Source organism: Polynucleobacter sp. VK25, from assembly GCF_018687355.1.
GTDB lineage: Bacteria > Pseudomonadota > Gammaproteobacteria > Burkholderiales > Burkholderiaceae > Polynucleobacter.
This window is the reverse complement of sequence record NZ_CP061288.1, coordinates 1,422,260-1,442,800: the sequence shown is the minus strand read 5'-3', so window position 1 is coordinate 1,442,800 and position 20,541 is coordinate 1,422,260. Positions and strand designations below refer to the sequence as shown.

Annotated in this window: 19 protein-coding genes; 13 read left to right on the top strand and 6 right to left on the bottom strand. The window is 45.5% G+C overall.

What is annotated here, in order from left to right; genetic code table 11:
* Window positions 1-63 precede the first annotated feature (63 nt).
* The 5 genes from AOC21_RS07225 to AOC21_RS07205 all read left to right on the top strand — a co-directional run bounded on the left by AOC21_RS07225 (window position 64) and on the right by AOC21_RS07205 (window position 6,735).
* Window positions 64-399 carry a hypothetical protein gene (locus AOC21_RS07225; protein WP_215391333.1) on the top strand — a complete coding sequence of 112 codons (336 nt, stop codon included), beginning with the start codon at window positions 64-66 and terminating at the stop codon, window positions 397-399.
* A 295-nt stretch (window positions 400-694) separates the two neighbouring features.
* Window positions 695-1,960 (top strand): TolC family protein, encoded by a 1,266-nt coding sequence (locus tag AOC21_RS07220; RefSeq protein ID WP_215391332.1) that lies wholly within the window; start codon window positions 695-697, stop codon window positions 1,958-1,960.
* Entirely contained in the window at window positions 1,957-3,303 is a 1,347-nt protein-coding gene (locus AOC21_RS07215; protein ID WP_215391331.1) for an efflux RND transporter periplasmic adaptor subunit, read from the top strand. Before AOC21_RS07220 ends, AOC21_RS07215 begins: the two co-directional genes overlap by 4 nt.
* 16 nt (window positions 3,304-3,319) lie before the next feature.
* A complete protein-coding gene (locus AOC21_RS07210) occupies window positions 3,320-6,415 on the top strand; it encodes an efflux RND transporter permease subunit (protein WP_215391330.1) in 3,096 nt (1,031 codons plus the stop codon).
* On the top strand, window positions 6,412-6,735 hold the full coding sequence (locus AOC21_RS07205) for a P-II family nitrogen regulator (RefSeq protein ID WP_215391329.1): 324 nt from the start codon (window positions 6,412-6,414) through the stop codon (window positions 6,733-6,735). Before AOC21_RS07210 ends, AOC21_RS07205 begins: the two co-directional genes overlap by 4 nt.
* Here AOC21_RS07205 and AOC21_RS07200 read toward each other — a convergent pair.
* Window positions 6,724-7,629, bottom strand: coding sequence for a LysR family transcriptional regulator (locus tag AOC21_RS07200; protein ID WP_215391328.1), 906 nt, complete (start codon window positions 7,627-7,629; stop codon window positions 6,724-6,726). The genes AOC21_RS07205 and AOC21_RS07200 overlap by 12 nt on opposite strands.
* Before the next feature lie 112 nt (window positions 7,630-7,741).
* Here AOC21_RS07200 and AOC21_RS07195 point away from each other — a divergent pair, with 112 nt between their 5' ends.
* From AOC21_RS07195 to AOC21_RS07175, 5 genes are all read left to right on the top strand, one after another.
* Window positions 7,742-8,935 (top strand): CaiB/BaiF CoA-transferase family protein, encoded by a 1,194-nt coding sequence (locus AOC21_RS07195; RefSeq protein WP_215391327.1) that lies wholly within the window; start codon window positions 7,742-7,744, stop codon window positions 8,933-8,935.
* A 32-nt stretch (window positions 8,936-8,967) separates the two neighbouring features.
* On the top strand, window positions 8,968-9,903 hold the full coding sequence (locus tag AOC21_RS07190) for a hydroxymethylglutaryl-CoA lyase (protein WP_215391326.1): 936 nt from the start codon (window positions 8,968-8,970) through the stop codon (window positions 9,901-9,903).
* A 12-nt stretch (window positions 9,904-9,915) separates the two neighbouring features.
* Window positions 9,916-10,308: a VOC family protein gene (locus AOC21_RS07185; protein WP_215391325.1), complete on the top strand. Its 393-nt coding sequence runs from the start codon at window positions 9,916-9,918 to the stop codon at window positions 10,306-10,308.
* A gap of 28 nt (window positions 10,309-10,336) precedes the next feature.
* Entirely contained in the window at window positions 10,337-10,519 is a 183-nt protein-coding gene (locus AOC21_RS07180; RefSeq protein WP_215391324.1) for a hypothetical protein, read from the top strand.
* Window positions 10,520-10,652: 133 nt separating this feature from the next.
* Window positions 10,653-12,341 (top strand): amidohydrolase, encoded by a 1,689-nt coding sequence (locus tag AOC21_RS07175; RefSeq protein WP_215391323.1) that lies wholly within the window; start codon window positions 10,653-10,655, stop codon window positions 12,339-12,341.
* Between the two features lie 88 nt (window positions 12,342-12,429).
* Here the strand turns inward: AOC21_RS07175 and AOC21_RS07170 are convergent, their stop codons facing one another.
* Complete coding sequence (locus AOC21_RS07170) at window positions 12,430-12,762, bottom strand: hypothetical protein (protein WP_215391322.1); 333 nt, start codon at window positions 12,760-12,762, stop codon at window positions 12,430-12,432.
* 157 nt (window positions 12,763-12,919) lie between these two features.
* Between AOC21_RS07170 and AOC21_RS07165 the strand changes: the two genes are divergently transcribed.
* Window positions 12,920-13,171: a hypothetical protein gene (locus AOC21_RS07165; protein WP_215391321.1), complete on the top strand. Its 252-nt coding sequence runs from the start codon at window positions 12,920-12,922 to the stop codon at window positions 13,169-13,171.
* A 7-nt stretch (window positions 13,172-13,178) separates the two neighbouring features.
* Window positions 13,179-15,254: an autotransporter domain-containing protein gene (locus AOC21_RS07160; RefSeq protein ID WP_215391320.1), complete on the top strand. Its 2,076-nt coding sequence runs from the start codon at window positions 13,179-13,181 to the stop codon at window positions 15,252-15,254.
* Window positions 15,255-15,341: 87 nt separating this feature from the next.
* Here the strand turns inward: AOC21_RS07160 and maiA are convergent, their stop codons facing one another.
* Genes maiA through AOC21_RS07140 form a run of 4 tightly spaced genes read right to left on the bottom strand, consistent with a single transcriptional unit; the run spans window position 15,342 to window position 19,083 of the window.
* On the bottom strand, window positions 15,342-15,995 hold the full coding sequence (gene maiA / locus AOC21_RS07155) for a maleylacetoacetate isomerase (RefSeq protein ID WP_215391319.1): 654 nt from the start codon (window positions 15,993-15,995) through the stop codon (window positions 15,342-15,344).
* A gap of 35 nt (window positions 15,996-16,030) precedes the next feature.
* Complete coding sequence (locus AOC21_RS07150; RefSeq protein WP_215391318.1) at window positions 16,031-16,816, bottom strand: alpha/beta fold hydrolase; 786 nt, start codon at window positions 16,814-16,816, stop codon at window positions 16,031-16,033.
* A 38-nt stretch (window positions 16,817-16,854) separates the two neighbouring features.
* Window positions 16,855-18,375 carry an aldehyde dehydrogenase gene (locus tag AOC21_RS07145; protein WP_215391317.1) on the bottom strand — a complete coding sequence of 507 codons (1,521 nt, stop codon included), beginning with the start codon at window positions 18,373-18,375 and terminating at the stop codon, window positions 16,855-16,857.
* A gap of 27 nt (window positions 18,376-18,402) precedes the next feature.
* Window positions 18,403-19,083 (bottom strand): GntR family transcriptional regulator, encoded by a 681-nt coding sequence (locus tag AOC21_RS07140; protein ID WP_215391316.1) that lies wholly within the window; start codon window positions 19,081-19,083, stop codon window positions 18,403-18,405.
* Window positions 19,084-19,292: 209 nt separating this feature from the next.
* Between AOC21_RS07140 and AOC21_RS07135 the strand changes: the two genes are divergently transcribed.
* Window positions 19,293-20,540 (top strand): ABC transporter substrate-binding protein, encoded by a 1,248-nt coding sequence (locus AOC21_RS07135; RefSeq protein WP_215391315.1) that lies wholly within the window; start codon window positions 19,293-19,295, stop codon window positions 20,538-20,540.
* The last annotated feature ends 1 nt before the right edge of the window (window position 20,541 follow it).

Sequence of the window (20,541 nt, the reverse complement as noted above, 5' to 3'; positions counted from 1 at the left end):
CTGCTTTATTCAGAATAAATTGTGCTCTATATTGAATTTGTAGTTTTCTAAATCAGGAGATGCATGATGGATGTCATATTGGAAGCAAAAGAGCAAATTGAACCGGAATTTAAAACATTTACAGAGAACCGCGTGAAGTTTTCTCTAAAGAAACTTTTTTGGTTGGTGCGCAAAATTAAAGTGAAGTATTCCGTAGTGGCACAGGCAAAAAATAGCTGCAATCAAAATTGCATCATTGAGTTACAAACCTTTGATAATCGGCAGATCGAGGTGAGCATTACTGCCAGAGACCGGCGTACTGCTTTGGAGATGGGCTTAAAGAAGGCCTGCAAACTCATGCAGAAAGCATTTCATAAGGCCCAGAAGTACGGACGCCTATCTAGACAGGTATATGTTTGAAATCATACGTAATTTTGTAACTTATCTGTGATCTAATAAGACTAATAAACGGGGAGTAGCCTGCCCAGCAATGGGTCTCACATATCGTCATTACGGTCTTTAAACCCGGTATGTGGGTAATTTCTAAGGCAAGACCATTTACTTTTTACTAAATGGCTGAATATTGACTTCCTTTATCAAAAACATGCCTTCTAATCCTGAACTGGGCCTTAATGCCCCAAATCAGGGACGATTTCTTGCTCTTCTGACCAGGTGGTTGGATAATTTACTTTTAGACACCTCTCAAGTTGGGCGTATGTCGTTGTACCGCTTATTAGCAATTGCTTTTATCGGCGCCTTCTTTATGGCGGATGTGAGTGCACAGGCTAAAACAGCATTCACGATTAATGACCTAATCACCATTTCTTTAGAGTCCAGCCCTCAAGTCTTAGCTGCGCGAGATCAGTCAAAGGCAATTAAAGGACAGCTATCTACAGCAAGGGCAATTCCAAACCCTGAGTTCGAGGTCAGCACCGGTCAGCAACGATCTGTTACCGGCCCCCTAACAGTGGGTAATGTGTCTTCATGGTCTGTTACTCAGCCATTAGATATGCCATACACCCGCTTCCCTAGAGTCAATGCTGCGGAAGCCAATTTGCGTGCAGCTGAGGCAACACGCATTGCCTTCGAGGTTGAAACGATTTCTAGAGTGCAGCAACGCTATTACGAGTTGATGCGCCGTGAAGCAGAGCAAAAAGCAGCTGAAGAAGATATGAGTTTGACTAAGCAGATTCGTGATCGTATGCAAATTCGTTATGACGTTGGCGAAACAGCGCGCTTCGAACTCATTCGTGTGCAAACAGAGTTTCTGAATGCGCAGATTGCTTCAGAATCTAGTAAGTTACGCGTTGAGCAAGCACGCAGTCAATTGCGACAAGTTGTCGGCCATCAATTGCCGGCTGACTTCACGGTGGTGGCAGAGCAACCTAAAGTAGAGGTCTTGCCTTCATTGCAAGTGCTGCTAAATGAGGTTCAGTCCCAAAGCCCAGAGCTCCAAAAGGCAAAAGCGGAGGTAGAGGCTACTGAATCTAAGCTCAGCTTTGAAAAAAATTCACGTTTACCGCGCTTAGCATTTAAAGCCTCGCAATATAACGATCCAAACTTCACTGATCGTCTTTATGGCTTACAGGTGAGCATTCCGATTTGGGATTTTAGAGGTGGCCAAGTAGCTGAGGCAGAAGCAAATGCATCTAAAGCTAAGAATCAATTCAATGCGCAAAGTCAAACCCTGGATCAGCAGATAGAAACAGCTTATAAGCTTTATCAAATGACGAGCTATCAAGTAAAAGTACTAAGCCAGGAGGTGGTGCAATTGGCGGCTAGTGCGCAGCGGATTGCAGAAGTATCTTATCGCTACGGTGAGCGCGGCATGCTGGAGTACTTAGATGCACAAAGAACTTTCCGAGCCGCTCGAAATGATTTAATTAGAGCGAGATTTGATTTGGCTTCTGTGGTGACTGAGATTCAAAGATTGAGAGCGAGCCCTGAATGGCTTGCGAAGATAGAAAGTGGAATGCAATGAACCAAGAATTAACTAAACTTCTGAAAAAGGTAAAAGTCTGGAAAACCTTTTTGGTTCGAAAGATCAGATTCCATAAAAAGGAATTAGTAGGCCAAGTTTTTCAAACTCAAACTCAGCTATATGAACAGGCTCATCAATGGGTTGCTGGGCATGCGCCTGTAGTAACGACCAACTATGACAAAACGCCTCCTTGGTTTAAGAAGGGCGCGTTCTATCTGCCTTGGTTCTGCGCCTTCATCATTATTCTGAATTACTTCAATGTGTTTGATAGAAGCCCCACCATAAAATCCGTACAAGATCCCAATGTGGTCGTGGTGAATGAAGATTTGCATAAGATGATTGCTGATGGCAAAGCGCAAGTCTCTCCATTTGTGGAGGAGCTTCGTGCTTCAGGCCGAATTGATTTCAATGAGCTTTATTTATCTCGTATTGGCGCTAATGTGACTGGACGCGTATCGGATATTTTGGCTGTGCCTGGTCAGATGGTGAAGCAGGGCGATGTATTGGCCAAGATTACCTCTACTGAATTAACCCAATCACAGTTAGCTTATTTAAAAGCCAAGAGTGCAAGTCAGTTGGCCGATCAAGCCGCTAATCGCGCGAAGATTCTATATAAAGAGGATGTGATTGCTTTAGCAGAATTACAAAGACGTGAAGCTGAGGCAAGTAGCGCTAAAGCAGAGTTTCGTGCTGCGAACGATCAACTCCGAGTGCAGGGCATGGATCAGACTAGTATCGACCGCCTTGCCAAGTCTGGCGTGATTGAATCTATTAACAATGTGATTGCCACCATTCCTGGTGAAATTGTCGAGCGCAAGATTAACAAGGGCCAGGTGGTTCAGCCTGCTGATGCATTGTTTACGGTGGCAGACCTCAGTACGCTTTGGGCAATCTCAGAAGTTCCGGAAAGTAATTCTTATCTGATGCATAAGGGGCAAAAAGCTTCACTCATCATTCCCGCTCTACGAAATCAAGAAATAGAAGGCGTGGTTGCTCATGTAGATTCGATTGTGAATCCACAGACCCGTACTGTAGTAGTGCGTATGGAGTTGGCTAATAAAGAGGGTGAAATTAAACCGGGCATGTTGGCAACCATGCTAATCGAGAGTCAGCCAGTGGATAAATTAGTAGTACCACTTGGCGCCATTGTGCGAGAGGACAATCATGATCACGTCTTCATTCGATTAGATGACGATACGTATCGCATGGTGCCAGTCAAGCTGGGTCCAGAAGGTAAAGGCTTCCGTCCCGTGATATCAGGCCTAAAAGAGGGGCAAGAGATTGCTACTGAAGGCGCATATCACTTAAATACTGAACGTAAGCGTCAGTTAAGTGGCGGATAAGTGGTGAATAAGCCAAATGATTGAAAGAATCGTCCGCCTCTCGCTGCAGCAACGCCTATTGGTGGTCATTATTGCCATCGTATTGCTCGTTGCTGGACTATTAGCTACCAAACGATTATCTGTTGATGCGTTTCCGGATGTCACCAACGTACAAGTGCAGGTTGCTGCAGAAGCTCCTGGTAAGTCTCCCGAAGAGGTTGAGCGTTTTGTCACTATCCCAATTGAGCTGGGGATGACAGGCTTGCCGGGTTTAACCGAGATGCGCTCGCTAAACCGCAATGGCATCTCAGTGATTACTTTGGTATTTACCGAGAAAACCGATATTTACTTTGCGCGCCAATTGGTGACAGAAAGGCTGATTGAAGTTGCCTCGAAGATGCCGGTAGGTATCACCCCAGTATTAGCCCCGCCATCTACAGGCTTAGGTGAGGTGTATCAATATACGCTTGACCACCCATCTGATCGTCATCGCGAGCTCACTGTTGATGAGCTTTCTGATCGCCGCGCAGTACAAGATTGGATTGTGCGCCCGATGTTACGCTCTATCCCCGGTGTTGCTGAAATTAATACACAAGGTGGCTATGCAAGGGAGTATCAAGTTTTAGTGAACCCCGAGCGTTTGCGCCATTATCAAATTAGCTTGCATGAAGTCTATCAAGCGCTAGCCAGAAATAATGCCAACTCTGGAGGCGGACAACTACCAACCTATTCAGAGCGCTATCTGATTCGTGGTTTGGGTTTAATTACTAAGCCAGAAGACATTGGCAAGATCATCCTAAAAGAAGTGAAGGGTATTCCGGTATATGTGAAGAACGTAGCCGAGGTCACGATGGGTAGCGAGATTCGTCAGGGCGCCGCTATTAAGAATGGCTATACAGAAAGTGTGGCCGGCATCATTCAGATGATTCGTGGTGGTAATGCACGTGAAGTAGTCAACCGCATCAAGCTCAAGGTTGCAGAAATTAATGAAGGCAAGCTACTGCCTGATGGTTTACAGATTGTGCCTTTCTATGACCGTACTGATTTAGTCAATGCTGCAATGTTTAATGTGGCGAAGGTGCTGATCGAAGGTGTCATTCTCGTCATTATTTTGCTCTTCCTCTTCTTGGGGGATGTACGCTCATCCCTGATTGTGGTTGCTACGCTGCTCCTCACGCCGTTGCTTACTTTCTTGGTCATGAATCGCTATGGCATTTCAGCAAACCTCATGTCCCTGGGCGGTCTTGCGATTGCGATCGGGATTATGGTGGATGGTTCTGTAGTGGTAGTGGAGAACACCTTTGCTAAATTGGGCGAACGGCTCAAATCTGGCGAGTCTAAAAATAGGATCATCTTAGAAGCCGCATCTGAAGTCGGTAAGCCAGTGCTTTTTGGTGTGGGCATCATCATTTTGGTCTTCATGCCACTACTCTCATTGGAAGGCATGGAGGGCAAGATGTTTGCGCCGATGGCAATTACGATTGCTATTGCCTTAACCATCTCATTGATTCTGTCATTTACCTTGTCACCAGTCTTATGCTCATACATCCTCAAGGGTGGCGGCGAGGATGACACCAAGATAGTCAAAAAAATGCGTGCTCCCTACGAGCGCTGGTTGCATTGGAGCTTGGCCAATCCTAAATTGGTAGTCAAGCGCGCCATCATTGCCTTGGGTATTAGCTTGATTGGCTTTGTGTTGCTAGGCAAGGCATTTATTCCGGTGATGCAAGAAGGATCCATCACTCCAGTGATTGTGCGTGCCCCTAATATTTCTCTAGATGAATCTATCAAACTGGAGTTTGAAGCGATTAAGCGGATCATGACTATTCCGGGTGTGGAGATGGCAGTCTCCCGTCTGGGTAAAGGTGAATCACCAGCAGATCCAGGGCAGCCAAATGAGTCAGATCCGATTGTGACACTGAAGCCTTTGGGCGATAGAAGTCTGAGTCAGGAAGAGATTGCGCAACAGATCCGTGAAAAGCTCAAAACCTTACCTGGAATTGAACTGGCAATCTCGCAGCCGATTGCCGCTAGGGTGGATGAGATGGTTTCTGGTGTGCGCTCACAAGTGGCAGTCAAAATCTTTGGCGATGATCTGGCTATGCTGCAAAAGCTCGGCTCCCAAATTGGTCAGATTTTGACCAAGATGAAAGGTAGCAATGATTTGCGTATTGAGCAGGCCTCTGGTCAGAACTATCTGAATATCAAAATCGATCGTGATGCGATTGCCCGCTATGGCATCAATGTTTCTGATGTCAATGAAGTTATTGAAACTGCTATCGGTGGTAAACAAGCCAGCACCATCTATGAGGGAGAGCGCCGCTTCCCGTTGGTGCTTCGTTATCCAAGCCCCTACAGAAACAATATCGATGCTATTGAAAATATTATTCTGCACTCACCAGATGGTGCCCAAGTGCTCATGCGTGACTTGGCTGAAATTTCTTTAGTAGAAGGTCCTGCGCAAATCTCAAGAGAGTCTGGTAAGCGTCGCTTAGTCGTTGGCGTAAACGTAGAAGGACGCGACCTGGGTGGTTTTGTAAAAGAAGCCCAAGAGCTGATTGCCAAGAATGTGGAATTACCCCAAGGCTATACCTTGCAGTGGGGCGGTCAGTTTGAAAATATGCAAAGAGCGATGGCACGCTTGATGATCATCATTCCATTGACTGTTCTGGCGATATTCTTCCTGTTGTTTATGTTGTTCAAGTCAATCCGCTTAGCAGGCCTCATTATTTTGGTTCTGCCATTTGCTTCGATTGGTGGAGTGTTTGGTTTGTTCATCACTGGCGAGTACTTGTCGGTACCAGCGGCAGTAGGATTTATTAACTTGTGGGGTATCGCTGTGCTCAATGGAGTGGTGTTGATCTCCTTCATTAAGCAATTACGTGAAGATGGCTACAGCATGGAAGATGCCTTGCTGAATGGCTGCCATCATCGATTTAGGCCTGTGATGATGACGGCATCCGTAGCGATGCTGGCACTCGTTCCGATGTTGTTCTCTGGTGGTCCGGGATCTGAAGTGACTCGCCCATTAGCAGCTGTAGTGATTGCAGGCTTGATTACCTCAACAGCACTCACTTTATTAGTGTTACCCGTTCTATATAGATGGTTTGAAGACAAAGAGGTGGAAGCATGATGGAAGTGAAGGCAGTGATACGCCCCAATAAATTACCCGCTCTGCGAACAGCCTTAATGGAGACTCCAGGATTTCCGGGGATGACCGTAGCTAAGGTGGAGGGCTGTAGCGCTCCATCTAAAACGAGCAAAGCTAATATCAAAGATGAGCTTACGGACTACTCGTCAAAAGTAAGGGTGGAGATCGTTTGCAATGATGAAATTGCTGAAGTCCTGATGGATAGAATCGTCACCGTATGTCAGACAGGGCAAATGGGTGATGGGGTGGTGTGGTGTACTGAAGTACCTAAAGCATTTTTTATTGCTAAATCATCTGGCTAATAAATGTTGACTAAGAAGAGTGCTGGCTGGGGAGTGATTGATTCCCGCCTTAGTTGCTACTAGTAGATTGCGCTTTGTCCAGGCATCTTCGAGTGCAATCGCTTTTAATCCCAGCGCCTTAATTTGTGCGGCACAAGCTTGAATAGGCAAGACGCCAACACCTAAATTCACAGCAATCATCTGGCACATCGCATCGTAGCTTCGCACCTGAATGCGTAAACTCATTGGCTTGCCGAGTTTCTCAGCGCTGCGTGAGGTGAGTTCGAGAAGAGAGCTTCCTCTATTGAGTCCCACAAAATCATATTGAAGACATTCTTCAAATGAAATACTTTTTCTCTTGCTTAAAGGATGATCTTTGCTACAAGCAATCACTAACTGATCTCTGCCCATAATGCGTGTATCTAGGCCGGTGGTAATAGGGCCTTCGGCAAACACGCCAATATCAGCAATGCCATCCATAAGTGCTCTCACGATATCGCCACTAAGCTGCTCCTCTACTTCAACCTGTATTTCTGGATAGCTCATTAAAAAACTGGCTAATGCTGATGGTAGAAATTCTGTTAAAGCTGACATATTGGCCCAGAGTCTTACATGACCTTTGACCCCCTTGGAGTACTCACTTAATTCGTTGCTGAGTTGTTCAAAGCCCTGAAACAAACGGAGAGCATGTTGCATGACTGCGTGACCAGCGTGGGTTAGCGTGACGCCTTTAACAGAGCGGTCGAGGAGCGCCATACCCACGGTTTCCTCAAACTCAGAAATTCGCCTACTGGCAGCCGATAGGGCTAGGTTGCACTCATTTGCACCCTTGGTAATGCTGCCCGATTGGACAATGGCGCAAAATAGCTTGAGAGTAACAAAGTCAACTCTGGCGGGGTTTAGCGGGGATTTCATGGGGTCATTCTACCCACACCTTCGCAAAATGAGAAGGATAGCCCTCGAAATAGCAATTTTCAGACCTGATCAAGAAGGGTAATTTGATGAAAAACCGATTTCAAAGGATGCAATGGAGCCGTTATCAAAGTTAAAAGTCGTGGAAATGGGGCAACTCATTGCTGGGCCATTTGCCGCTAAAACATTGGCAGACTTTGGAGCCGATGTCATTAAGATCGAGCCGCCTAAAGTTGGCGATGCTTTACGTAAGTGGCGACTCTTAAAAGACGGCACTTCTATTTGGTGGCAAGTACAGTCCCGTAATAAACGTTCACTCTCTTTGGATTTAAAAAATCCTGAGGCTCAGGAGATTGTTAGGACTCTGGTTAAGGAGGCTGACGTATTAATAGAAAATTTTCGTCCTGGCACATTAGAGGGATGGGGCCTTGATCCAGAAAAATTACTTGAGCTCAATCCTAGATTAATTGTTTTGCGTATCAGTGGATATGGTCAGACTGGCCCTTACAGGGATAAGCCTGGATTTGGTGTGGTTGCTGAGGCTATGGGTGGTTTACGTCATCTCACTGCAGAGCCTGGCAGAGTGCCGGTACGCGTGGGCATCAGTATTGGCGACACCTTAGCATCTTTGCATGGGGTGATCGGGATTTTGTTGGCACTACAAGAGCGACATAACAGCGGTAAAGGTCAGATCATTGATATTGCTCTGTATGAGGCGGTATTCAATTGCATGGAAAGCCTACTCCCTGAATACAGTGCATTTGGTGAAGTGCGCCAAGCGGCCGGCAGTGCCTTGCCTGGCATTGCGCCAACCAATGCCTATCAGTGCGCCGATGGTGGTTATGTATTGGTTGCAGGTAATGGGGATAGCATTTTCAAACGCTTGATGACTGTCATCGGGCGCGATGACTTAGGTAGTGATCCCCAACTAGAAAATAACGATGGTCGCGTGAAGCGAGTTACTGAACTGGATCAAGCGATTGGCGAGTGGACTAAAACAGTTAGCACAAGCAAAGCTTTGGAAGTATTGGACTCAGTAGCCGTGCCAGCAGGCCGTATTTATACCGTTGCTGATATCGCTAGCGATCCTCACTACAAGGCTAGAGAAAATATTCAGACCATTCAAATGAAAGATGGGGGCAAGGTGGATGTGCCTGGTGTAATTCCAAAGCTATCTCGCACGCCAGGATCTATTAAGACGCTTGCCCCAGATATAGGGCAGAACACGGATGAGATCTTGAAGAGCATTGGCTTAAGTGATGAGCAAGTCGCATCCTTAAAAGAGCGCGGGATTGCGTTTACTAAATAAATATAGAAGCAAAGAAAAAAGAAGAGAACCCCATGACCAGAATTTATTTCAACGACGTAGTAACTAGAGATGGCTTTCAGATCGAGCCGAACTTTATTCCGACCGATGACAAAGTTAAATTGGTCGATGAGCTTAGTGAATGTGGCTTTGCCAAGATCGAGGTGACCTCCTTTACTTCGCCTAAATCGATCCCCATGCTGCGAGATGCTGAAGAGGTAATGGGTAGGATTAAACGTGTGCCTGGGGTGGAGTACACCGTACTGGTCCCTAATTTAAGAGGCGCAGAGCGCGCATTCGAATCGAAGGCGGATGAATTTAATCTCGTGATGTCGACATCAGAGACGCATAACTTAGCTAACTTGCGAATGGGTAGAGAGAAGAGCTTTGCCGGATTGGCTGAAGTAATTAAGTTTGTTGATGGTAGAACACCAATCAATGTTTCGCTCTCCACCTGCTTCGGTTGTCCAATGGAGGGTGAAGTTCCCCAAACGGTTGTAGAAAGCTTTGCGCAACGCTTTGCTGATTTAGGTGTGAGAGGTCTCACCATTTGCGATACAACAGGTATGGCTAATCCAGATCAAGTTAAAAAGATGTCTGAGTCTTTGCAAAAACGCCTCCCTAACCTGCAGTTGACATTGCACTTTCATAACACGAGAGGGATGGGCTTGGCGAATGTGCTGGCCGCTGTGCAATCGGGCATCGTTCGCTTTGATGGCTCTCTAGGCGGTCTAGGGGGATGTCCATACGCACCTGGAGCAAGTGGCAATATCTCTAGTGAAGATGCTATTCATATGCTTGATGCTATGGGTTACGACACCGGCATGAATATTCCCAAGTTATTGCAACTTGCCAAAGAATTGCCACAGATCGTAGGTCATGAAGTCCCCGGTCAAGTTGCTAAGGCTGGTAGTACTTACACATTGCACCCTGAGCCAAGTTACGTAGATGAATTACGTCGCGCTCAATAACAAGGATCCATCATGATTGACCATTTAGATCATTTAGTTCTCACAACCGCAAAAGAAGGGGAGTGTGTTGATTTCTATACGCGCGTACTCGGCATGAAGTTGGAATCGTTTATTGGTGGTACGCCGCCAGTTGAGCGCAAGGCTTTTAAGTTCGGCAATCAAAAGATCAACTTACACATCAAAGGCAAAGAGTTTGAGCCTAAGGCGGATATTCCGACTCCGGGATCGCTGGATCTTTGCTTTATTGCTGATCACCCCTTGGAGCAAGTAATTGAAAAGCTGAAAGCAGAAAATTGGCCAATAATTGAAGGTCCAGTCATTCGTACTGGTGCTACACAAAAGATTAACTCGGTGTATGTCCGGGATCCAGATCAGAACTTGATTGAAATCTCTGAATTAATTTGACAACTCGTTCAATGTTGCATCATTTCATATGACCAATCAATTCAATACAGAGCCTGATAACAAAGAAGGACTTCAGGACGTAGCAAAAGAAGCCCCCTCTGATGAAGAGATTGAAAATAAACAGGACTCTAGTCATCCCAGAAGGGCTGGTCGCAGTAAGCGAGAAATCATGGAAGAGTTATCGCGCGCTAGATTTCCTTGGGATGAGTAATTATCACCACTGGATTGCCTAAATCAAAAGCCACCTCAGGGTGGCTTTTGTACTAATGAGGCAGGTTTATATCGTTTGGTATGATCGATTTATCACCCAATCTGGTGCCCCATCCTTTAAAAGCAACTCATATATGAAAATCTTAAAAAATATATTTGCCGCATCCTTTCTTTTGCTTGCTACCCAAGCATTTGCAGATACTGCAAGCGTCTATTTCAATGGCGACATACTGACCATGGAAGGTGATAAGCCTCAGTATGTTGAGGCTGTCGTGGTGAAGGGCAAGAAGATTGCTTACGCTGGCAATATGAAAGAGGCTTTAAATGAGGCTGGCGCCAATGCGGTGATGAATGACTTAAAAGGTCAAACCTTATTGCCAGGCTTTATCGATGCCTGGGGGCACTTTACTTTGATTGCTCAGAATACCCTCAGCGTGAATCTAGGTTATTTTTCAAACAAGCCACCCCATACAACCCAGGAGCTCATCAGCCGCTTGAAGAATGAGGCTCGTCCATTTAATGGTTGGATTATTGGATCAGAGTATGCAGACGCTTTTCTGACGGATGGACCTTTAACCATTGCGCAGTTAGATGCAGCCTTTCCGAATCAGCCAGTATTTATTAATAACATTTCTACTTTGACGGGGATTGTGAATACTGCGGGCCTAAAGAAGCTGGGGATCACAAAAGATACCAAGGTGACGCAAGGCATGCTGCCTGTGGATCCAAAAACTGGAAAGCTTACCGGCGAACTCATTGGTAATCCCAATATAGATGCAACAGCGAAGGTATTTGGTAAGTATTCTCGCGACTTAACGATGGAAACGTATCGCAAGGCTGAAAAGATCTACGCCTCCAATGGTTACACCACTGCGCAAAGCTACGAATCTACGGTTCAAGATATAAGCAATATGCGCCAAGCAGTTGATCGTAATGTGATCAGCTTAGACCTGATTGCATTACCTACCAATGATGTGGTTGATCAATTGCTCGCGACTAACCAAAACTACCCATTTGGCATTTACACCAAAGGCGATGGTGGTTTTAAGGTTGCTGGTGTACTGGTCTCAACAGATGGTGCGCCGCAATTGCGTTTGGCCTATTTCACTAAACCTTATAGCGATACAACAGGGTTCCCAAAAGATTGGCGCGGCATGGCTGTTGCCTCGCAGGCCTTGGTGGATAAATATGCCAAGTTAGCTTATGAAAAAAATATCCAGTACTTCGGCTACTCCAATGGAGACGCCGGTATTGATATGACGCTCTCTGGAATTGCCAAAGCAATCCAAGAAACAGGCGTTACTGAGGACCGTAGATCAGTAATTTCACATTCATTCTTTGTTCGTGATGATCAGCTAGATCAATACAAGACCAATAAGATTCTTCCTCAATTTATGGCTAATCACATTTGGATGTATGGCGATGTGTATCGACAGATTCTCGGGGATGAGAGGGCCAGCAATATGGTTCCGCTCAATTTAGCTAAAACAAAAGGCATGCAATTTGGTCTGCATAACGACACACCATCTTCTGGCCCGAGTGCATTGTTTACCGTGTGGACTTCCGTTAATCGCAAAACCTATGGAGGAAGTACTTTAGGCCCTGATCAGCGTATTGATCCATACACAGCTCTGCGAGGCTTTACCTCTGTTACCGCCTATCAGTACAAAGAAGAGGCTTCAAAGGGCAGTCTTACTGCTGGCAAGTTGGCTGATATGGTGCAGCTCGATCGCAATCCATTGAAAGTCGACCCAATGGAAATTAAAGACATTCAAGTTGTGAAGACTGTTAAGAATGGCAAAGATCTATACGTTCGCCCATAGCAGCTCAACTACTCAAAATAGTCGACAGTGATTAAAAGAAAAGCCACCCTCGGGTGGCTTTTTGTATCAGCAGTAATTTTTTAATTGCTTAATTACATTTAGTGTACTTGCGCTTCTTGGCATCCACAAGATAAGTATCAAATATTAAAAGTGGATCAAACTGTTTTTCACCCAGAATGGCGAACTGAAATTTCTTCGGGGTAGGTTGGTTTGAGCCAAACCAAGAATAAGAGGTCATGTAGCGAGAGGTCTTGCCGTTTACAGTTAGATCAACATCGGACGCGGTGCCATTTTGCCCGGGATTGACTAGTCGATATTCAACAACAGTCTTGCCATGGCAATAAACCGCACCTTCAGGCTTCTCAACAGCACTAACAGGCATGGAAATGTACAAAAATAGGGCGATAAGGGCTTTAAGCATATAAAATACCAATACTTTCAATAATGATTTCTGTATGAATTTTAAGTCACTTCTCCTATCTGTATCTGCAATTCTCTGTATCAGCTCTTGCACCACTTACCGATATGAATACATTGCACCGCCCACTGAAAGCGGAAAAACTTGCGCCGTTCATTGCATGAGCACTAAGAATGTTTGTTACAACGGCGCCCAGGCTCAAGCACAGACAAATATGAATTCTTGCCATCAGCAGAATAGTTACAGCTATCAAGCCTGCGTCAATCGTGCGCAAAGCCACGATGATGTCAAGAAGTGCAACCCAAATCCGCAGTACTGCTCGGCAAATCCAAATTACTGGAACTGCGATGAATCCTATAGGCAGTGTTTTGCTGCTTGTGGCGGAACGGTTAATGTATATAAAAATGAATGATTGATTTATGAAAAAACTAAAACAAAAAAATATTATTTTTAATCTTGCCATATTGGCTTTGGGTACTGCTGCAGCCAATTCAAGTTTCGCCGCCTGCGCACCCAATACCAGTCCCAGCGCAAGTTGCGACGGCCTCGTTGTTGATGCATCAGTTCCGTCCCTTACTGTCAATGGTGGCGTTACCGTTAGAAATGATCCATCGTCGGGAATAGCGGTAGATATTCAGTCTCCTAGTGGAGTAGTAACGAATTTTCTGAACAGGGGCTATATCGGCACATCTGCTAGCCTAACTTTTGGCGTCAATATCGGTGGCAATATTGGAACATTCACCAATAATGGCGTTATTCAAAGCTATTTCACTGTGATCCAACAGGCTGGCTCTACTGGAAGTATTGGATCCCTTATAAACAATAATCGTATTGAGAGTAATGACGTTGCTATACAAACTGCATCTACAGGGAGTATTGGGTTAATTAATAACGCTGGAACCATCGTATCGTTGAGTGCTAGTAACGGAACTATCGATAATGCTGGGGCCATCAATGTGATCACTAATACGGGTGTGATTACCAATGGATCTGGCCCATCGATCAAAAACTCCGGCACCATAACTACCTTAAATAATGCTCAAAGTGGATTAACGTATAGCGGCAATTTACCGACAAACTACAACATCATTATTAGAAGTGCTAGCAATTACGGTTCTACTACCTTTTCAAATGTGGCTGGTAGTCCAACGACCTTTGGCTTTGGTTCTGGATCGGCGATCAGTCGATCTGGTACTTATGCCGATGTATTGAGTGGAGTGACGTCTTCTAACTTGGCCAATACATCCGGATCTATTGGCGGCGGCGTTGTACTAACGCAGTGGAACTTAACAAATACATCGGGCACAGATTGGAGCTTAACGACAACGCCTAGCGCTCCTGTGGCACCTAAAGTTACTTATAGTTTGGCAGCAACGTCGCTAGCTGCAAGCTTAACTACGGCATATTCCATTGCTGCTGCTGGAGGTTCTAATCCAGTGCTAGCAAATGGAGTAACTTTGGGTAGCGCAGTTCAGGATTTAACAACCAGTCAGGTTAATCAACTGATTAACGTTCATGCTGAGGGTTACTCCTCCAATATGACTATTGGTCTAGAGCAAATGGCACACATCACCAATACCGTGATGGATCGCATTCATGCGCCGATGAGCGCATCCCCATCTACCAAGGTTTATCAGGACGATGAGGGTCGCTATATTTGGGCTGATGCAGCTGCAGTCAAAGGCACTGTTAATAATTACAATAACCTCGCAGGATTTGGATACAACTTGTACGACCTGATTATTGGTGGGGATATCAAGCGCTCTAAAGAGGGCGGCTATGGTGTATTCGCGGGTACGGGCTCTACATCAATGACTGAGAGTCAGCAAGTTACACAAAACTTCAACACTACCAACTTCTACGCTGGCTTATATGGTGCTCGTAATTTCGATGCGCAGGTTAAGCTCTCTGGTGCATTGGGTTATATGTACGGAAACACCAATGCCAATCGAAATACTCCAAATGTTGGCTTATTTACCGGCGGCAATGCAACAAGCTCCTATAAAACGAATGGTGTATATGCGGCGGCAAAATTAGCCAAGGCCTATCAAGCTGAAAGCTTTACGGTTTCTCCATTTGTTGGAGCGTCTTATTCTCAGCTGTGGATGGGTGGTGCAAGTGAGCAGGGCGGAAATGATTTTAACTTCGCTATCAGCTCTGCAACAGCCTATACAGCAGTGACTTTTGCGGGATTGGATTTTGTCTATCCATTACTTAAAGGTACGAATGATCCATTGTCATTAATTGGTTTCTATAAGTTCGGTTACGACTGGTATGCCAATAGCAATTCAGCGCACTCCATTACTGCCACAAGCCCAACTTACGGATCTTTCACACAAGTTGGCGCCAATATGGGTCCTGTATCCAATATGGTGGGTTTAGGTATTCAGGGTGGAATTACCAAAGAAGTATCTGCTCGTATTGGTGCAGTTGCTTCCTATAACACCTATGGTCATGAATACGGTGGCGGTGCTGAACTCAGATTTAAGTTTTAAATGTTTGCCATACTCGCCTAGCGAGTTAGGGACAAAAAAAGCCACCTGAGGGTGGCTTTTGAATTACTCGGATATATCTTGATTAACCTAACTTGTTTTGGGTGCACCCGGTTGCTTCAGAGGATGCGCATCTGCAAAGCTAGGAAGCTTCATGCAATTTGTAAAAATGCTATTGAGAGTGGGGGCGGTGCTCATATCCACATTAAATAGTTTTGCGCCAACCACATGTGAGGCTAATGCAATATCAGCAATCGTTACTTCATCACCAAATGAATAAGTCTTAGACTTACCTAGCTTGATGAGTGTGTTTTCAATTGCTTCATTGCCTTTGGTGAACCAATGTTGTGCCCATTTGGTTTGCGCTGCTTCATCTAGTCCCCATTCTTTGTTCAAAAAGTTTCTCACTCTCGGAACAATTAAGGGGTGGGTATCGGCGATAGTGATTAATGCAAGAGCCTTGACTTCTGCTTTATCAAGCGGGGCGCTAGGAATGAGCTTTGGGTTAGGCCAAATATCTTCGATGTATTCCAGAATGGCGAGGGATTGAACTACTTCATTGCCGTCATGCTTGAGCAAAGGCACTACGTGTTGTGGATTCAGGGCGCTATAGGCTTCGCCGAACTGCTCGCCACCGGCTAAGTTAACCGAGATCTCTTCAAAGGGAATGCCCTTGAGGTTGAGGGCGACCCTAACGCGATAAGCTGCTAGGGATCGCCAGAATCCGTAAAGGGTAACGCTCACGGGGTAATACTCATAAATTGATCCGCTACTGAGTCTTAGGCGTTAATGAAGTTGCGAATAGCATCCATAAAGACCGCCGGAGCTTGCAACTGAGGAACGTGGGCCAATCCAGGCAAGATATTCAAGGTTGCATTTGGCAAGCCGGCATGAAGTTCTACCGACATTGCTGAAGGAGTGGCTTCATCAAGTTCTCCAACCAGCACTAATGCTGGCTGAGTTACTTTGGATAGTTGATCACGAATATCTAGGCCAGCTAGAGCAGCACATGCGCCATGGAATGTTTCGGTATCGAGCGCTAAGAAACGTTTCTTTCTTTCGGCAACGAGGGTTGGGTTTTGCTCTTGGAACTCAGGAGCAAACAATCTACGCATTGCTACATCTGCAATAGCCTCTAAGCCCTTTTCTTTGGCGGCACCAGACATGCCGCGGAAAGCCGCACGACCAGGTTCGGAGAACATTGCGCCACAATCTGCCAACACCAAGCGTGAGGCAAGTTGTGGGTGACGAATGCTGGTGATCAAAGCGATGAAGCCGCCATAACCATTACCCAAGAAGATGGGTTTTTCAGAAAGGTGCAGAGATTCGATGCCTTTGGCAATATGGTCTGCAATCGTATTCAGATCGCCGCCCACAAAGTCAGAGCCCTCAAATCCAGGCAGATTGAGTGAGATCACTTCATGGGTCTTGACTAAGTCCGCTGCCAGTGGCGCAAATGAGCTGCTGTCAGCCAATAGAGAGTGAAATAACACAATCGGCTTACCTGAGCCTGAAACATCCAAACTCAATTTTTTGTTATCAATGGTTAATGTTTTATTTGCCATGTGAATTTTTTCCTTACTCTCTATTGGAAGACGGGTGATTAGTTAAGACGTGGTTGGCTGGCGGTATCTTTGTACCAGTCAAACGGTGCATCATCCAAACGAATCATGACGCTCTTAGTCTCAAAGTGTTGATCAAACGATTCTGTACCGCACTCGCGACCAATACCGGAGTCCTTAATGCCGCCCCATGGTGATGCTGGGTCTAAACGGTGGTGATCATTTACCCAAACAATACCGCATTTGAGTTTGGCAGCAACACGGTGCGCTCTAGTCACGTCGTTTGTGCGAATGGCACCTGCAAGACCAAATGGAGAATCATTAGCCAACTCAAGGCCTTCTTCTTCAGTCGTGAATTTAGTCACAGATACGAATGGACCAAATACTTCCTCTTGGAAGATGCGCATGTTTCTAGTGACGTCAGCAAAAACGGTTGGCTCAACAAAGAAGCCGTTTTGAAGAGTTGGGTCAGCAGGCGCTTTTCCGCCAGCAACCAAACGGGCTTTGTCTTCGTTCAATCCAATGTCAATGTACTTCAGAACGCGCTGCTGTTGACGTGCGGAAACGACAGGTCCTAGTTGCACAGAGGCATCAATTGGATTACCAATGCGAATGGATTTTGCTTTGGCTGCGAGCTTTTCTACAAACTCATCATAAATTTTTGCCTGAACAATTTGACGGCTTCCGCAAATACAAGTTTGTCCTGCGCCAATGAAGGCGCCAAATGCCGCGTAGTTCACTGCTTGGTCTACGTTGAAGTCATCAAATACGAGCACTGGTGTTTTGCCACCGAGTTCTAAAGTTTGGTGTGCGAAGTTGCTGCCAGCTAATGCACCAGTAATACGTCCAGCTTCTGTGCCACCAGTCAGAACCCACTTAGCCAAACCAGGGTGCTCTGCAAGTGCTTTACCAGTTGAAGGTCCAAGGCCAGTAATGACGTTGAATACTCCTGGAGGTAAACCAGCATCAACAAACAGTTGAGCAAGACGTAATGTTGTTAAAGGAGTGTATTCAGAAGGCTTAACAACTGTGGTGCAGCCTGATGCGAGAGTCGGGGCCAAGCTCTTCACCATAATCATCAACGGGTGATTAAATGGTGTGGAGTTACCAACTACGCCAATTGGTGTGCGTAGTGTGTAGTTCAAATAGTTGCCATCCACTGGAATCACTGAATCGCGACGTGCAATCGCAAGACCTGCGTTGTAGCGGAAGAAATCTGGCAAGCGGGAAACTTGAGCACGAGTCTCATTTAATGAGCGGCCGTTGTTGGCTGTCTCTAATGTGTAGATTTCTTCTAGGTTGGCTTCGAATACATCTGCAAGCTTGTTAATGAGTTTTGCTCTTGTACGGTTTGACATCGCACTCCATTCGGAGCTTGCAAATGCCTTAGCAGAACTCTTCACAGCCTTATCAACGTCTGCGTCAGTGGCGTGTGAGATTTGTGCAAGCATCTCACCTGTTGCTGGATTGAGTACATCTAGCAACTCTGGTTGTGATGCCGGCACTTCCTTGCCATCGATGAATAATCCACGAATGGGTACTTGCTTATTAGAGGTTGACATGGTGGTCCTTTTAGAAAATAAATTGAATTAGTTAACAATCATTCCGCGTGAAACTGCATTACTTACGCGCTTGCCGGCAGCAAGCACATGCTGCTCAGCTAAACGCTGGGCAGCCTTAATTGATCTGGCTTGCACGATATCGATGATCTCGCGATGCTCCTCTACAAGCGCTTCAGGTTTGCCGTGATTCATATTGCTGACGCTGATCTGAACCGCTCTCTCCATTAAATCAATGAGGTCTATGAGTTGATCGCGCATACGTGGATTGCCACCGAGTTCGGCCATCTTGCGGTGGAAGGATTTGTTGTATCCAACAAATCCATCTGGCCACTGGTGAGCGTGAAAGCTTTTGAATTGATCTAATGCCTGCAACTGTTCATCGCTTGCATGGCGAATGACTCGCTCAATATTCGCGCGCTCAAGTGCTGCTCGCAGATGAAACATATCCAACATATCTGAAATTGAGACTGGCGCCACTCTATAGCCTTGGCGTGGAATCGTAATGACCAAGCCTTCGCGTTCTAGGCTAATCAAGGCATCACGAACAGGCGATTTGCTCACTTCAAAGCGGGCCGCTAATTCAGCCTCCCGAATCTCAGCACCAGGCATGAGTTCACACGTCAAAATATCGTGACGCAGTTGCTCATAGACTCTCTCGCGGAGTAATCGACCGTCTGTTTCTACGGGTTCGGTGGTGATAGATGTCATGGTTTCAGAGATATTAGGTTCTCTATAAATGATGATCGTAATATATCACAAGGAACTTATTGGATGCCATAGAAATTATTAAGTCTATGATTTATATAGATAAATAATAATTTAAGAAAAATATTGCTTAAATTAAAATTTATTGTAGTATATCAACTAAGACATTAAAAATAGAATTAAAAGACAAAAAACACCGTGAGGAGACAGCTATGTTGAAGAAGATCCACCTAAAGGCAGTAGCACTAGCAGTAACGGGTGCGCTTTTGACTCCCGCAGCTTTTGCGGCCGATAAAGCGCCAATTCGGGTTGGCTTTCTGACCATCAAATCTGGCGCATTGGCTGCCGGTGGAAAGCAGATGGAAGAGGCAATTAACCTCTTCATGAAGGAGCGCAACAATACGATTGCCGGTAGAAAGGTAGAGCTCTTTGTAGCTGATACTTCTGGCCAACCAGCTGTTACTAAAACTAAAACACAAGAGCTGGTGGAAAAAGATAAGGTTCAAGTCATTATTGGACCTTTGGCAGCCTTTGAGGCAATTGCAGTAGATGACTACATCAAAAAAGTCGGCGTGCCTGTTATCTCACCATCCGCTGGCGCAGAAGATTTGACACAACGCAAACCGAATCCTTGGTTTGTTCGTGGTGTAGGTAGTTCAGCACAACCAAGTCATGCATTAGGTGAGTACGCTGCTAAAGACCTGAAGTACAAGCGCATCGCCATCATTGCCGATGACTTTGCTTTTGGCCATGAGATTGCAGCTGGTTTCCAAAGAACATTTGAAGAAAACGGCGGCAAGGTAGTGCAAAAGCTGTGGACTCCTTTGAACGTAGCGGACTACGGAACTTATATCGGCCAGATTAAGCCAAACGTTGACGCTGTATTTGCAGCCTTCGCTGGTGGTAATGGCGTGAAGTTTGTAAAGCAATATAGTGAGTACGGCTTAAAAGGAAAAATTCCTTTGCTTGGCGCTATGACTACGGTCGATGAAGGTATCTTGCCTTTCATGGGTGATGATGCTCTGGGTGTGATTTCTACTGGTTGGTATTCAGCAAACCTGAATAACGCTGCGAACGCGAAGTTTGTAAAAGACTTCAATACAGCCTATAAAAAGGATCCTGGTTACTATTCCATGGGTGCTTACGGTGCTGCATTGATGCTTGAACAAGCATTGAAAGATGTCAAAGGCAATATTGAAGATAAGAATGCCTTCATGGCTGCATTGCGTGCCGTGCAGTTGCCAAATGACCCAAGAGGCAAGGTGACATTAGACGCATTGGGTAACCCAATTATGGATATCTACATCCGTAAGGTGGAGAAAAAAGACGGCAAGTTGTCTAACGTAGTGATCAAAACTTACCCAGCGGTTAGCCAGTTCTGGACTTATAAAACTAAGGACTTCTTGTCTAACCCTGTTTACTCTAGAGACTACCCACCTGCGAACAATTTAGAAAACTGAT

What these genes read in the sequence shown, in the direction of transcription:
- AOC21_RS07225 (WP_215391333.1), top strand. Translation starts at nt 64, where the DNA reads ATGATGGATGTCATATTGGAAGCAAAAGAGCAAATTGAACCGGAATTT.
- AOC21_RS07220 (WP_215391332.1), top strand. Translation starts at nt 695, where the DNA reads ATGTCGTTGTACCGCTTATTAGCAATTGCTTTTATCGGCGCCTTCTTT.
- AOC21_RS07215 (WP_215391331.1), top strand. Translation starts at nt 1,957, where the DNA reads ATGAACCAAGAATTAACTAAACTTCTGAAAAAGGTAAAAGTCTGGAAA.
- AOC21_RS07210 (WP_215391330.1), top strand. Translation starts at nt 3,320, where the DNA reads ATGATTGAAAGAATCGTCCGCCTCTCGCTGCAGCAACGCCTATTGGTG.
- AOC21_RS07205 (WP_215391329.1), top strand. Translation starts at nt 6,412, where the DNA reads ATGATGGAAGTGAAGGCAGTGATACGCCCCAATAAATTACCCGCTCTG.
- AOC21_RS07200 (WP_215391328.1), bottom strand. Translation starts at nt 7,629, where the DNA reads ATGAAATCCCCGCTAAACCCCGCCAGAGTTGACTTTGTTACTCTCAAG.
- AOC21_RS07195 (WP_215391327.1), top strand. Translation starts at nt 7,742, where the DNA reads ATGGAGCCGTTATCAAAGTTAAAAGTCGTGGAAATGGGGCAACTCATT.
- AOC21_RS07190 (WP_215391326.1), top strand. Translation starts at nt 8,968, where the DNA reads ATGACCAGAATTTATTTCAACGACGTAGTAACTAGAGATGGCTTTCAG.
- AOC21_RS07185 (WP_215391325.1), top strand. Translation starts at nt 9,916, where the DNA reads ATGATTGACCATTTAGATCATTTAGTTCTCACAACCGCAAAAGAAGGG.
- AOC21_RS07180 (WP_215391324.1), top strand. Translation starts at nt 10,337, where the DNA reads ATGACCAATCAATTCAATACAGAGCCTGATAACAAAGAAGGACTTCAG.
- AOC21_RS07175 (WP_215391323.1), top strand. Translation starts at nt 10,653, where the DNA reads ATGAAAATCTTAAAAAATATATTTGCCGCATCCTTTCTTTTGCTTGCT.
- AOC21_RS07170 (WP_215391322.1), bottom strand. Translation starts at nt 12,762, where the DNA reads ATGCTTAAAGCCCTTATCGCCCTATTTTTGTACATTTCCATGCCTGTT.
- AOC21_RS07165 (WP_215391321.1), top strand. Translation starts at nt 12,920, where the DNA reads ATGAGCACTAAGAATGTTTGTTACAACGGCGCCCAGGCTCAAGCACAG.
- AOC21_RS07160 (WP_215391320.1), top strand. Translation starts at nt 13,179, where the DNA reads ATGAAAAAACTAAAACAAAAAAATATTATTTTTAATCTTGCCATATTG.
- AOC21_RS07150 (WP_215391318.1), bottom strand. Translation starts at nt 16,816, where the DNA reads ATGGCAAATAAAACATTAACCATTGATAACAAAAAATTGAGTTTGGAT.
- AOC21_RS07145 (WP_215391317.1), bottom strand. Translation starts at nt 18,375, where the DNA reads ATGTCAACCTCTAATAAGCAAGTACCCATTCGTGGATTATTCATCGAT.
- AOC21_RS07140 (WP_215391316.1), bottom strand. Translation starts at nt 19,083, where the DNA reads ATGACATCTATCACCACCGAACCCGTAGAAACAGACGGTCGATTACTC.
- AOC21_RS07135 (WP_215391315.1), top strand. Translation starts at nt 19,293, where the DNA reads ATGTTGAAGAAGATCCACCTAAAGGCAGTAGCACTAGCAGTAACGGGT.